At 63.7% G+C, this 13199-nt stretch carries 13 protein-coding genes; 10 read left to right on the top strand and 3 right to left on the bottom strand.

From position 1 onward, the window contains the following. Window positions 1-8 precede the first annotated feature (8 nt). The 4 genes from NDI72_RS03540 (at window position 9) to NDI72_RS03525 (ending at window position 3803) form a co-directional block, all read left to right on the top strand. Window positions 9-833, top strand: a complete 825-nt coding sequence (locus tag NDI72_RS03540) for an ABC transporter ATP-binding protein (RefSeq protein ID WP_113155686.1) — start codon at window positions 9-11, stop codon at window positions 831-833. Between the two features lie 159 nt (window positions 834-992). Beyond that, window positions 993-1919, top strand: coding sequence for an ABC transporter permease (locus NDI72_RS03535; RefSeq protein WP_283799625.1), 927 nt, complete (start codon window positions 993-995; stop codon window positions 1917-1919). After that, entirely contained in the window at window positions 1916-2776 is an 861-nt protein-coding gene (locus NDI72_RS03530) for an ABC transporter permease (RefSeq protein ID WP_283799623.1), read from the top strand. The genes NDI72_RS03535 and NDI72_RS03530 overlap by 4 nt, the downstream gene beginning before the upstream one ends. Before the next feature lie 43 nt (window positions 2777-2819). Next, complete coding sequence (locus NDI72_RS03525; RefSeq protein WP_283799621.1) at window positions 2820-3803, top strand: ABC transporter substrate-binding protein; 984 nt, start codon at window positions 2820-2822, stop codon at window positions 3801-3803. A 112-nt stretch (window positions 3804-3915) separates the two neighbouring features. Here NDI72_RS03525 and NDI72_RS03520 read toward each other — a convergent pair whose 3' ends face one another. Beyond that, window positions 3916-4701, bottom strand: coding sequence for a helix-turn-helix domain-containing protein (locus NDI72_RS03520; RefSeq protein ID WP_283799620.1), 786 nt, complete (start codon window positions 4699-4701; stop codon window positions 3916-3918). Window positions 4702-4932: 231 nt separating this feature from the next. Between NDI72_RS03520 and pobA the strand changes: the two genes are divergently transcribed. From pobA to NDI72_RS03495, 5 genes are all read left to right on the top strand, one after another. After that, the gene (gene pobA / locus NDI72_RS03515) at window positions 4933-6105 is read left to right on the top strand and encodes a 4-hydroxybenzoate 3-monooxygenase (protein WP_283799619.1); all 1173 of its coding nucleotides are present in this window, start codon (window positions 4933-4935) and stop codon (window positions 6103-6105) included. 60 nt (window positions 6106-6165) lie between these two features. After that, window positions 6166-6564, top strand: coding sequence for a 4-carboxymuconolactone decarboxylase (gene pcaC / locus NDI72_RS03510; RefSeq protein WP_283799618.1), 399 nt, complete (start codon window positions 6166-6168; stop codon window positions 6562-6564). Then, window positions 6561-7301 (top strand): protocatechuate 3,4-dioxygenase subunit beta, encoded by a 741-nt coding sequence (pcaH, locus tag NDI72_RS03505; RefSeq protein ID WP_283799617.1) that lies wholly within the window; start codon window positions 6561-6563, stop codon window positions 7299-7301. Before pcaC ends, pcaH begins: the two co-directional genes overlap by 4 nt. Beyond that, the gene (gene pcaG / locus NDI72_RS03500) at window positions 7301-7915 is read left to right on the top strand and encodes a protocatechuate 3,4-dioxygenase subunit alpha (protein WP_206554183.1); all 615 of its coding nucleotides are present in this window, start codon (window positions 7301-7303) and stop codon (window positions 7913-7915) included. Before pcaH ends, pcaG begins: the two co-directional genes overlap by 1 nt. 107 nt (window positions 7916-8022) lie before the next feature. Then, the gene (locus NDI72_RS03495; RefSeq protein WP_283799616.1) at window positions 8023-9087 is read left to right on the top strand and encodes a 3-carboxy-cis,cis-muconate cycloisomerase; all 1065 of its coding nucleotides are present in this window, start codon (window positions 8023-8025) and stop codon (window positions 9085-9087) included. 252 nt (window positions 9088-9339) lie between these two features. Here the strand turns inward: NDI72_RS03495 and paaZ are convergent, their stop codons facing one another. Beyond that, entirely contained in the window at window positions 9340-11370 is a 2031-nt protein-coding gene (gene paaZ, locus NDI72_RS03490) for a phenylacetic acid degradation bifunctional protein PaaZ (RefSeq protein WP_283799615.1), read from the bottom strand. A gap of 18 nt (window positions 11371-11388) precedes the next feature. Then, the gene (locus NDI72_RS03485) at window positions 11389-12627 is read right to left on the bottom strand and encodes a cytochrome P450 (RefSeq protein WP_283799614.1); all 1239 of its coding nucleotides are present in this window, start codon (window positions 12625-12627) and stop codon (window positions 11389-11391) included. Between the two features lie 115 nt (window positions 12628-12742). On the opposite strand from NDI72_RS03485, the gene paaI reads away from it, so the two are divergent. After that, the gene (gene paaI / locus NDI72_RS03480) at window positions 12743-13180 is read left to right on the top strand and encodes a hydroxyphenylacetyl-CoA thioesterase PaaI (RefSeq protein WP_113155696.1); all 438 of its coding nucleotides are present in this window, start codon (window positions 12743-12745) and stop codon (window positions 13178-13180) included. Window positions 13181-13199 lie beyond the last annotated feature (19 nt).

The following is a 13199-nucleotide window of genomic DNA, read 5'->3' as shown; positions in this document are numbered from 1 at the left end:
CGGATCCAGTGAACGCCAACCCAGCCATTCGCCAGGAAGCGTCCTCCCCTCAAACCAGCCAGCCCGTCGTGGAAGCCAAGGGGCTTGGCCTCACCTTCGAGACCAATGACGGGCCGGTGCGCGCGCTCGCCGATGTGGACCTGACCATCAACAAGGGCGAGTTCGTCTCCTTCATCGGCCCATCGGGCTGCGGCAAGACCACGTTTCTGCGCGTGATCGCCGATTTGGAGCAGCCGACCGCCGGCGAGATCCTCGTCAACGGGATGACGCCGGAAGAGGCCCGCCGCAAGCGGGCCTATGGCTACGTGTTTCAGGCGGCGGGGCTCTTTCCCTGGCGCACCATCGAGCAGAATGTCGCCCTGCCGCTGGAGATCATGGGCTATTCGCGGGCGGAGCAGAAGGAGCGCGTGCACCGCACGCTCGATCTGGTGAACCTTGCGGGCTTTGAGAAGAAGTTCCCCTGGCAGCTCTCCGGCGGCATGCAGCAACGCGCCTCGATTGCGCGGGCGCTGGCGTTTGACGCCGACCTTCTTCTCATGGACGAGCCGTTTGGCGCGCTCGACGAGATCGTGCGCGACCATCTGAACGAGCAGCTTCTCGAACTGTGGGCGCGCACCGGCAAGACAATCGGCTTCGTGACACACTCGATACCGGAGGCGGTTTATCTGTCGACGCGCATCGTCGTCATGTCGCCACGGCCCGGCCGCGTGACGGACGTGATCGTTTCGCCCCTGCCAAGGGAGCGGCCGCTCGACATCCGCGAAACACCGGAGTTTCTGGAGATCGCACACCGGGTGCGCGATGGGCTGAGAGCGGGGCATGGCGATGACTAGGAAAATGTCCACCGCCAGCGCTGCCCCTCATCCGCCTGCCGGCACCTTCTCCCCGCGCACGGGGAGAAGGACGAAGCGACGCCGTCTACGCCCCCTTCTCCCCGCCTGCGGGGAGAAGGTGAGGATGAGGGGCGAGCGCCCCGCCCCAAAGGTGACGCCATGACGGCGGCGGCGGGAACGGCGCCGGCGGGCGCCACAACGCCCTTCTTTCGCCGTGCGGTGGAGGGCAAGACGCTGCCGATCCTGATCGTGCTCGGCGTCATCGTTCTGATCTGGTACGCCTTCACCGTCTATCTGAACGCGCCATGGCAGATCGACGCCTATGAGCGCGCGGGGACGGAATGGACAGCCGCCGATCTCGTGCGCGATACGATGGCGCAGGAGCGGCCCGTGCTGCCCTCGCCGCATCAGGTGGTGGCGGAAATCTGGAAAACCACGGTCGGCACGCGGCTCACCTCCAAGCGCAACCTGTTCTATCACGCCTGGATCACCCTCTCCTCCACCCTGCTCGGCTTCGTGATCGGCACCGCGCTCGGCGTGCTGCTGGCCGTCGGCATCGTGCACAACAGGGCGATGGACAAATCGGTAATGCCCTGGGTGATCGCCAGCCAGACGATCCCGATCCTGGCGATTGCGCCAATGATCATCGTGGTGCTGAACGCCATCGGCCTCTCGGGCCTTCTGCCCAAGGCGCTGATTTCCACCTATCTGTCCTTCTTTCCCGTGGTGGTGGGCATGGTGAAGGGTTTCCGCAGCCCCGAAGCCTTCCAGCTCGACCTGATGCGGACCTACAATGCCAGCGGCGCACAGACCTTCTGGAAACTGCGCTGGCCAGCCGCCCTTCCCTATCTCTTCACCTCCATGAAGGTGGCGGTGGCGATCAGCCTTGTGGGGGCGATTGTCGGCGAACTGCCGACGGGTGCTGTTTCGGGCCTCGGCGCGCGGCTTCTGGCCGGCTCCTATTACGGCCAGACGGTGCAGATCTGGTCTGCCCTCTTCATGGCGGCCGCACTCGCCGCCATTCTGGTGGGCGTGGTGGGCATCGGCCAGCGCATGGTGATGGCGCGGATGGGAGAAAAGCCATGAACTGGGCGCTGACGGGAGCCTTTCTTTTCTGGGCAGGGGCCTGGGCGCTCAATGAGTGGCTTGCGCGGCTCAATCCGCGCTCGGCATCGGCCAAACGCGCGCTCGGCATTCTGATCCCGGCCATTTTCGGCATCACGCTTCTGGTGGTCTGGGAAGGGCTGGTGCGCGGCTTCAACATCTCGCCCGTGCTTCTGACACCGCCAAGCGCCATCTGGGCGCGGCTGGTCTCCTCCGTTCCAACCCTGTGGGCGGACTTTCAGCAGACCTTCCTGAAAGCGGTGCTGATCGGCTACGCCATCGGCTGCTGTGCGGGCTTTCTGACGGCCATCGCCATCGACCGCTCGCCCTTCCTGCAGCGCGGCCTGATGCCGCTGGGCAATTTCGTCTCCGCGCTGCCGATCATCGGCGTTGCGCCGATCATGGTCATGTGGTTCGGCTTCGACTGGCCCTCCAAGGCCGCCGTCGTGATCATCATGACCTTCTTTCCCATGCTGGTGAACACGGTGCAGGGGCTGACCGCCTCTACCGCCATCGACCGCGACCTGATGCGCACCTATGCATCATCCTACTGGCAGACGCTCTTCAAGCTGCGCCTGCCAGCGGCCGCCCCCTTTATCTTCAACGCGCTGAAAATCAATTCCACGCTGGCGCTGATAGGGGCCATCGTCGCCGAATTCTTCGGCACCCCCATTGTGGGCATGGGGTTCCGCATCTCCACCGAGGTGGGGCGCATGAACATCGACATGGTGTGGGCCGAGATTGCCGTTGCCGCACTCGCCGGTTCGCTCTTCTATGGTGCGGTCGCGCTTCTGGAGCGCGCTGTCACCTTCTGGCATCCATCCATCAGGAGTGGATAATCACGGCCGTGAGGAGAACGGCCCAATCAAAGAGGGAAGCGAAATGAAACACGCAGTCACAGGCATACTTTCCGGCGCGCTGATGCTCGCCGCTTCGCAAGCTCTTGCAGCCGACGACGTGACCCTGCAGCTCAAATGGGTGACGCAGGCGCAGTTCGCCGGCTACTACGTCGCCAAGGATCAGGGTTTCTACGAGGAAGAAGATCTCAACGTCGAGATCAAGCCCGGCGGTCCGGACATTGCGCCCGTCCAGGTGCTGGCCGGCGGCGGCGCGGACGTGATGGTGGACTGGCTCCCGTCAGCACTGGCCGCACGCGAAAAGGGCGTGCCGGTGGTCAACATCGCCCAGCCTTTCGCGCGCTCTGGCCTCACCATGGTCTGCCGCAAGGAGACCGGCATCGAAAAACCGGAAGACTTCAAGGGCAAGACGCTCGGCACCTGGTTCTTCGGCAATGAATATCCGCTCTATAGCTGGCTGTCGAAGCTCGACCTGCCGCGCGACGGTTCCGAAAACGGCGTAACCATCCAGAAAATCGGCTTCAATGTCGACCCGCTTTTGCAGAAGCAGGCCGACTGCATCACCGCCATGACCTACAATGAATACTGGCAGGTGATCGACGCCGGGCTGAGCGAAGACGACATTGTTGTATTCAACTACACGGACGAGGGCGTGGCCACGCTCGAAGACGGGCTCTATGTGCTGGAAGACAAGCTTCAGGACCCTGAATTCGTGGACAGGATGGCGCGCTTCGTGAAAGCCTCCATGAAGGGCTGGATGTGGGCCAAGGACAACCCGGATGAGGCGGCGCTCATCGTGCTCGACAATGATGCGACCGGTGCGCAGACCGAAAAGCACCAGAAGCGCATGACGCGCGAGATTGCCAAGCTTCTGGGCGACAGCCCGACGCTGGATGAAGCTGCGTACCAGCAGACCGTCGACACGCTGCTGCAGGGCGGTTCCGATCCGGTGATCACCAAGGAGCCGGAAGGCGCATTCACGCACGACATTTCCAACAAGGCGATGTGATGGCTGGCCGGGCTCGACGCCCGGCTGACAACACAACCCATGCTTTTCCAGGGAAGAGGCAAAAAAGGAAGGGGCCAAGCGGCCCCTTTTCTTTGTTCTGAACCGGAGCCTTTCAGGCGGCCATGCGCCGACGTTCCGCCTCGCGATACGCGCCGGGCGTAGCGCCTGTCTGCCGCCGGAAGAAGCGATTGAAATAGGCCGGGTCCTGAAAGCCCAGCGAATAGGCGATGGCCTGCACCGGGGTTGGCGTGAACACCAGATCACGCCGCGCCACATCGAGCAGGCGGCGGGCGATGAGCTGCGAAACGCTGACGCCGGCCTCCTGTCTTGCGATGCGGTTCAACTGCGCAACGGAGACGCCCACGCGTCCGGCGTAGAAACCAACCGGGCGATGCTCGCGAAAATGCGCGGCGATCAGCGTATCGAGCGCCTCCATGCGTGCATTGTCCCGCGTCGACATGGCTTTCTTCGGCAAGCCGGCCCTTGCGCCAAGACGCGCCAGCCAGACCAGAACCTCCGTCAACAGCGCATCGAGGATGAGATCGCGGCCAATGTCCCTTCGCCCGTTTTCGGCGTGAATGCGCCGCAGGAGACGCCCCACCTGCGCACCGCCCTCCCCGGTGGAAGCATCAGGTTCGCCCAGCGGAATGATACGGGTGGAAGCGAAGAAATCGGCAAGGGTCCGGTCGGCGGCGATGGGCAGGGAAAGCCGGTCTGCCAGAACCGTGGTCACCAGCCCTTCGGACTGGCCGAGAAAGCGGAAGCCATGAGCAGCGCCGGGCGGAATGAAAAGCGCGCAAGGGGCGGCAAAAGGACGATCAGCCTGTCCTTCGGCCATCATGATGCCCTCGCCCTCCGTCACCCAGAATATCTGGAAAAGCGCGGAATGGCGGTGCACCGAAATTTCCCAATTGTGCAGTGAACTGCGAACGGAGAGCGTTTCGCAATGCAGCCAGAAATCAGGAGATTCGCCTGTTTTTTCTTGGTAAAGTCTGTAATTCGGTATCGATCTCTGCACCGGCCCCCTCCCGCACGATGCGCGAATAGTGCAATCGTTTGCCGGAAATGTCCATTGCCGCGCCCGGCGGAAACAACCACTCTTCGCGATGCAATTGGGAGGATTGCCATCGTGCGGACTCAGGTCGCCATCATCGGCTCCGGCCCGGCCGGGTTATTATTGGGGCAGCTCTTATCGCGCGCCGGGATCGACAATGTGATTCTGGAGCGCGCATCCAGAGCGCATGTGCTTTCGCGCATCCGCGCCGGCGTTCTGGAGGAAGGCACCGCCGCCATGCTGGACGAAGCCGGCGTCGGCGCACGCATGCGGGCCGAAGGCCTGCCGCATGACGGTTTCGATCTGGCCTTCGACAATCGCCGCCACCGGGTCGACCTTCACACGCTGACCGGCGGCAAACGGGTTCTCGTCTACGGGCAGACCGAAGTCACTCATGATCTGATGGACGGGCGCGACGCCATCGGCGCGCAGACGGTCTACGAAGCGCGGGACGTGCAGCCGCACGGTTTCGATACCGACACCCCTTCCGTGACTTATGACAAAGACGGCCAGACGCACCGCATCGCCTGTGATTTCATCGCTGGCTGCGACGGGTTTCACGGCGTTTCGCGGCAGTCCATTCCGCATGAGGCGCTGGAGACGTTCGAGCGCATCTACCCGTTTGGCTGGCTTGGCATCATCGCCGACGTGCCGCCGGTGGGCGACGAACTGATCTACGCCAATCATCCGCGCGGCTTTGCCTTATGCTCCATGCGCTCCACCACACGCAGCCGCTACTATGTGCAGGTGGCCGCCGATGAGCGCGTCGAAGAATGGACGGATGCGCGCTTCTGGGACGAGATCCGCCGCCGCCTGCCGGACGCCACCGCCGAGGACATGACCACCGGCGCCTCCATCGAGAAATCCATCGCGCCGTTACGCTCCTTCGTCGCCGAGCCCATGCGTTTTGGCCGATTATTCCTCGCCGGCGACGCGGCGCATATCGTGCCGCCAACCGGCGCAAAGGGCCTGAATCTCGCTGCGAGCGACGTGCGCTATCTCTTTGATGCGCTTCGAGAATACTACATCGAAAAATCCACGGCCGGCCTCGACGCCTATTCGCAGAAGGCGCTGGCCCGCGTGTGGAAAGCGGAGCGGTTTTCCTGGTGGATGACCAGCACGCTTCACCGCTTCCCTGATCAGGGCACATTCGGCCAGCGCATCCAGCATGCGGAGCTCGACTATCTGTTCCAGTCGCGCGCAGCACTTACCATGCTCGCCGAAAACTATGTCGGCCTGCCCTTCTGATCCCCTGCCATTAGAATACCCGACCCTACGGTCGGGCCCCAGACTACCAAGGAGAATAGCATGTCCAGCAAGGAAGAAAGCGCCCGACACAAGGAGGGCATGAAGACGCGTCGCGCGGTGCTGGGCGATGCCTGGGTGGACAATGCGCAAGCCCGCAAGACCGCCTTTGACGAGCCTTTTCAGGCGCTCATCACGGAAGCCGCCTGGGGACATGTCTGGTCGCGGCCCGAATGGACAAAGCGCGAGCGCTCGGTGGTGACCATCGCGCTTCTGGCAGCGCTCGGGCAGGACGAGGAACTGGCCATGCATGTGCGCGCCACCGCAAATACGGGTGCGAGCGCGGAGGATCTGCGCGAGGCCATGCTGCACGTGGCCATCTATGCCGGCGTGCCTGCGGCAAACCATGCAATCAAGATCGTCAAGCAGACGCTTGCGGCGATGGAGGAAGACAAGGCATGAAGAACCAGAGACCGGAAACCGGCGGCTTCTTCCAGCGCGACCGGGCCTGGCAACCGCCAGCGCTGACCCCGCTTTACAAGACATCCGTCGTGCGCTCGCCGCAGAAAGCGCCGATCGCCTTTCCGCACACGCCGTCTGAGATCACCGGACCCACATTCGGGCACGGCATTCTGGGCGCGCTCGACAACGACCTGACGCTGAACCATGCGCGCTCCGGCGAGAGCGCGATTGGACCGCGCATCATCGTCTATGGCCGGGTTGTGGACGAGAATGCGCGCCCCGTCCCCAATGTTCTGGTCGAGTTCTGGCAGGCCAATGCAGGCGGCCGCTACCGGCACAACAAGGACGGCTACCTCGCTCCGCTGGACCCCAATTTCGGCGGCTGCGGACGGACCATCACCGACGAAGACGGAAATTATTCCTTCCGCACGATCATGCCGGGAGCCTATCCCTGGCCGAACGGCATCAATGACTGGCGGCCGGCGCATATCCACTTCTCCGTGTTCGGGCACGGTTTCGTGCAGCGCCTGATCACCCAGATGTATTTCGAGGGCGATCCGATGATCTGGAAATGCCCGATTGTCGGCACCATTCCCGACCGCAGGGCCATTGAGGGGCTGATCGCGGCGCTCGACATGGAGGCGACCGTGCCGATGGATGCGCGCGCCTACAAGTTCGACATCGTTCTGCGTGGCCGCCGCTCGACCCTTTTTGAAAACCGCATGGAGGGCAATTGATGGCCCAGGATCTCAATCGCCTGAAGGAAAGCGCGTCGCAGACCGCCGGCCCTTACGTCCATATCGGCCTGACGCCGAATTTCTGCGGTATTGAAGGCATTTTCCCTGAAGATCTCGGCGCATCGCTCGTCAGCGACCAGACGAAGGGCGAGCGCATCAGCGTGGTGATCCGCGTGTTTGACGGCACAGGCTCGGTTCTGAAGGACGCGCTGGTGGAAACCTGGCAGGCCGACGCCGAGGGGCTTTACAACTCCCCTTCCGAGACGCGCGGCGCGGCGGACCCTGCCTTCAGCGGCTGGGGGCGGTTTCCCTCCGACATGGAAAGCGGCGAAATCCGCTTCGAGACGATCAAGCCCGGACCGGTTCCCTTCCCCGGTGGACGCATGATGGCGCCGCACATCAATCTCTGGATCGTGGCGCGCGGCATCAATCTGGGGCTGGCGACGCGCCTGTATTTCGGTGACGAAGAGGCAGCAAACGCCGAGGACCCGGTGCTCGCGCGGATCGAACATCGAAACCGCGTGCCGACGCTGATCGCCAGCCGCGACGGCGACGTCTACACGTTCGACATCCATCTCCAGGGGGAGAAGGAAACGGTGTTCTTCGACATCTGAATGACACCCCGCTTTCTTTTTTGCCGCATCAACCTGCCGCCGGGCCAATCGCCCGGCGGCAGATGTGTTATTGAGCTACTCAGAACGCCAACCGGGACATTTGCCGCATGACCATCTCCGTGTTCGATCATCCCATCCTTTCAGGCCTGCTTGGCGATGAGGAGCTCGCGCATCTCTTTTCCGCGCGGGCGGAACTCGACGCGATGCTGAAATTCGAGGCCGCGCTTGCCGAAGCCGAAGCCGATGAGGGCGTCATTCCGCGCCCGGCGGCGGAGGCGATCACCGCGACGCTTGCGCGCTTCAGCCCGGATGTGGCCGGTCTGAAGGCCGGCGTGGCGCAGGACGGGGTGGTTGTGCCGGCGCTGGTCAGGGAATTACGCGCAGCCCTTCCCGAAGACGTCAGGGCGCATCTCCATTTCGGCGCGACCAGCCAGGACGTGATCGATACGGGATTTGCGCTGCGGGCGCGCGATGCGATGGCGATTCTTGCGCGGCGGCTTGCCGGGCTGATCGACGCGCTGGCGGCGCTGGAGACGCGGGACGGACAGACCAAAGTGATGGCGCATACGCGCATGCAGGCCGCCATTCCCGTTTCCGCCAGCCGGAAAATCCGGTCATGGCGCGAACCGCTCATCCGCGATGTGCGACGGCTGGAGACGGTTCAGGGCGACATCGCGGTGCTGCATTTCGGTGGCGCAGCCGGCACGCTCGACAAGCTCGGCCACAAGGGCGAGGCCGTTGCCGGGCGGCTGGCGGCACGGCTTGGCCTTGCGCAGCCCGACCATGCCCGCCACAGCGAGCGCGACGGGATCGCCGCTTTTGCCTCCGTTCTCTCGCTGATCAGCGGAAGCCTCGGCAAGATGGGGCAGGACATCGTGCTTGCGGCACAAAGCGAAATTGGCGAGATCGAACTGGCGGCGGGCGGCGGATCTTCCGCCATGCCGCACAAGAAGAACCCGGTCGCCGCCGAAGCGCTGGTGACGCTCGCGCGCTTCAACGCCACGCTGGTGGGTGGCGTGCATCAGGCGCTGGTGCATGAAAACGAACGCTCCGGCGCGGCATGGACGCTGGAATGGATGCTTCTGCCGCAGATGGTTGTCGCAACGGGTGCGGCGCTGCTCAAGGCTTCGGAACTGGTGGACGGGCTGGCCTTCAAGGCCAGGAGCGTTTAGCGGGGGGCGATGTTCCCGGGCGTCCGTCGGCGCTCGCCCCTCACCCTTACCCTCTCCCCGCCAGCGGGGAGAGGGAGACCTTGACGTGGCGGGTCCAATGTTCAGCCGGTGGTATTCGTGAGAAACGCAGCGGTGCAACGCTGCCTTCTCCCCGCAGGCGGGGAGAAGGTCCCGGCAGGGGGATGAGGGGCGCTGCGCCAGTTCTCCAGAAAGCGGGAGGACATGGCAAAGGACGCCCCAAATCTCCACACACTACATGGCGTTCATGGTCAGGAGTTCGTAGGCCGCAACCTGCTCGCCTTCCTGATTGTAGACGCCGACATCCCAGCGCACTTCGCCATATTCATCCTTGCGGCGGGTCTTCTGCTTGACCGTGAGGCGCACTTTCAGCGTGTCGCCGGGGGAGACCGGCTTCATGAAGCGCAGATTGTCGAGGCCGTAATTGGCAAGCACCGGGCCGGGTGCAGCCTCAACGAACATGCCTGCCGCGAAGGACAGAATGAGATAGCCATGGGCGACGCGGCCGGGGAAGAACGGATTGGCGGCAGCCGCCTCCTCGTCCATATGCGCGTAGAACGTATCACCGGTGAACTCGGCGAAATGCTCGATGTCCGCCAGCGTCACCTCGCGCGGACCGGCCCAGAGTGTGCGGCCGGGCTCCAGTTCGCCAAAGGTCAGGCGGAAGGGATGCGGCTCTTTCTCTTCGGTCGAAGCGCCAGCCACATAACGGTTGGTGATGCCGGCGATCAGATCGGGGCTCGCCTGGATCGCGGTGCGCTGCATGTAGTGCATCACCCCACGGACACCGCCCAGCTCCTCGCCGCCGCCGGCGCGGCCCGGACCGCCATGCACCATGTGCGGCAGCGGCGAACCGTGGCCGGTTGCCTCCTTGCCGGTGTCGCGGTTGGCGAAATAGAGCCGGCCATGGAAAGCGCCCGCTTCCAGAACCGCCTGCCGGGCCACCGCCGGATCATGCGTGAAGACTGAGGCGACAAGCGAGCCCTCGCCGCGATTGGCAAGCTTTAGCGCATGGCCGAGATCCCGGTACGGCATGATGGTGGACACGGGGCCGAACGCCTCGACCGAATGCAGCTTCTGAGCGCCATCGGGATCGTCGCAGGAGAACAGCATGGGCGGCACGAATGCGCCCGCTCCGGCATCGGCATCGGTGACCGAAAACGCATCCGGATCCCCGAAGACACGGCGGGCCTCGGTGGCGAGAATGCCGGCCTTCTCAAGAACGTCGTCGCGCTGGGCGAGGCTTGCGAGCGCGCCCATCCGCACGCCTTCGCTGCGCGGATTGCCGACCACGGTCTTCTCAAGCCGGGCGATGAGCGCGTCGGTGACCGCATCGCGGTGTGCGTCGGGCACGAAAATACGGCGCACAGCAGTGCATTTCTGGCCGGCCTTGGCCGTCATCTCGCGGTGCACTTCCTTGATGAAGGCGTCGAATTCAGGCGTTCCGGGGGCTGCATCCGGCCCAAGCACCGAGGCGTTGAGCGAATCCTGCTCGGCCACGAAGCGCACGGAATTGCCGATGATCTTCGGGTTGGCGCGCAGCATGGATGCGGTGGAGGCGGAGCCCGTGAAGGACACCACGTCCTGACCGGTCAGGCGGTCAAGCAGGTCTCCGGTGGAACCCGCAATGAACTGAACCGCGCCTTCCGGGAACAGGCCGGATTCCACGATCATGCGGAAGCAGGCTTCAGCGAGCCACGCGGTGGCAGAGGCCGGTTTGACGATGGCCGGAACGCCAGCGATCAGCGTCGGCGCAAGCTTTTCCAGCATGCCCCAGACGGGGAAGTTGAAGGCGTTGATGTGGACGGCCACGCCCTGAAGCGGGGTTGCCACGTGCTGGCCAACGAAGTTTCCGGAGCGGGAAAGCTGCTCGAGCGCGCCATCCACATAGACCTTGTCATCGGGCAGCTCACGTCGGGCCTTGGACGAATAGACGAACAGCGTGCCGATGCCGCCATCAATGTCGATCATCGAGTCAGGCCTGGTCGCACCGGTCTCGTAGGAAAGCTCGTAGAGCGCTTCGCGGCGGTCGTTCAGATACTGCGCCAGCGCCTTGATGGCGAAGGCGCGGTCGTGGAACGTCATCGCGCGCAGCGCCGGCCCGCCCACCTGGCGGGCATGATTGGCCATGCCGGCGAAATCCAGCTTCTGCGAACCGAGTTCGGCAACCACATCGCCGGTGACCGCACTCCGCAGGGGTTTGAGATCGCCCGAGGGCGCAACCCACGCCCCTGCCGCATAGCTTTCAAGCCGCATCACGCTCATGGAAAACTCCTTTATTGATCAGCGCACCCGCGCCGGCAGCCGGGAGAAGCCGCGAAAGCGCACACGTCCGGTGCGTTCCGGCTCGCCCGTCATCCGGTAGTCGGGGAAACGTTTGAGAAAATGCGAAATGCCGATGCGCCCTTCCATGCGCGCAAGCGAGAAGCCCGCGCACAGATGAGGCCCACCGGCAAAGGCCAGATGCTTGTTGGGCCTGCGCCCCACATCAAGCCGGTCCGGATCGGCAAACTGGCGCGGATCGCGGTTGGCAGCACCAATGCACAGATGGATCGGCGTGCCCGGCTCCACGGTTTCGCCATGGAACTCCACCGGCTCCACCGCCATGCGGTTGCCGAGCTGGTTGGGGCTCTGGAAACGCAGGAACTCATCGACCGCCGTTGCGATCAGGTCCGGGTCGGCTTCAAGCCGCGCCTTCTCTTCAGGCCAGTGCAACAGCTCATAAAGGGCGTTGCCGATGAGGTTCGTGGTGGTCTCGTGACCGGCATTGAGGATGAAGATGCAATTCTGCAGAAGCTCCACCTCGGAGAGTTCTTCGCCCTCATTGCCATTGATGAGACGGGTCAGGACGTCGGTCGCCGGATCACCGGGATTGCGCCGGCGATCATCGGCAATCTCCTTCAGGAACGCCTTGAAATCGGTGACGGAGGTGTTGCCCCATTTGAGCTGCTCGTCGGTGAGAACCGGTTCGAGCGCACCAAGAATGGCAAGCGACCAGTCGCGCAGCGGCTCGCGCGCCTCGTGGGGAATATCGAACAGATTGCCGATCACCTCGATGGGGATCGCGGCGGCGAAATCCTCGATGAGATCGACCTCGACCTTCTCTTCCATACGGTCGAGCAGGCCATCGACCAGCGTGATCAGACCCGGCTCAAGCGCTGCCAGCGCGCGCGGCGTGAGCGCGCCCATCATGATCTTGCGCACCCGTGTGTGGAGCGGCGGATCGTTGAAGACGAGGCTCGTCGTGTGATGCTCGTAAAGCGGCGTGTCGCCGAACTTCGGCAGGAACTCGGCCTTCTTGTCGGAGGAAAAGGTTTTCGTGTCGCGATAGACGCGGTCGAGATCCTCATAGCGCGACAGCATGACCGAGCCGTCGGCGAAACGCTTCAGGGGCGCGTGCTCCAGAAGTGCGTGATAGACCGGAAACGGATCGTCCACGAAGCCCGCGGGCAGCACCGTCAATTCAAAGTCCTCCGCCAGTTTCTCGCCATTGGTTGCAGCGTTGTCTGCCGTTTTTGTCATGCTCTCCTCCCGGAAGCGGCCCCACCGCCTCCTCTCAACAGTATTATTGACCGACCGGTCGGTTTATGCAAGTCTGCTTTCACCGACGCCGTTGGGAGGAGCCTAGATGTCACAAATGCAACTGTCTCCACAGGAGATCGCAGAGCGCAGCGCAGCAGCCATGTGGGCGCGCGACGACGCCTCGCAATGGCTGGGATGCAGCCTTGATGCGGTGGCGCCGGGCAGCGCCACCCTGTCGATGACGGTGGAAACGCACCACACGAACGGGCACGACATCTGCCACGGCGGCTACATCTTCACACTGGCGGATTCCGCCTTCGCCTTTGCGTGCAACTCCTACAACCAGATCGTTGTCGCGCAGCACAATTCCATCACCTTCGTTGCGCCCGGCGCGCTCGGCGACCGGCTTACAGCGGTGGCGCGCGAGGTGGCGCGGTTCGGGCGCTCGGGCATCTATGATGTTCGCGTGGAGAACCAGAACGGCAAAGTCATCGCGGAGTTTCGCGGCAATTCCCGCGTCATTGGCGGCAAGCATTTCGAGGAAGACGCCTGACGGCATCCTCATCTTCGGG

Source organism: Nitratireductor sp. GZWM139, from assembly GCF_030068685.1.
GTDB classification, from domain to species: Bacteria; Pseudomonadota; Alphaproteobacteria; order Rhizobiales; family Rhizobiaceae; genus Nitratireductor; species Nitratireductor aquimarinus.
Note: the sequence above shows the minus strand (reverse complement) of the source record. Positions and strands in the feature narration are given on the sequence as shown.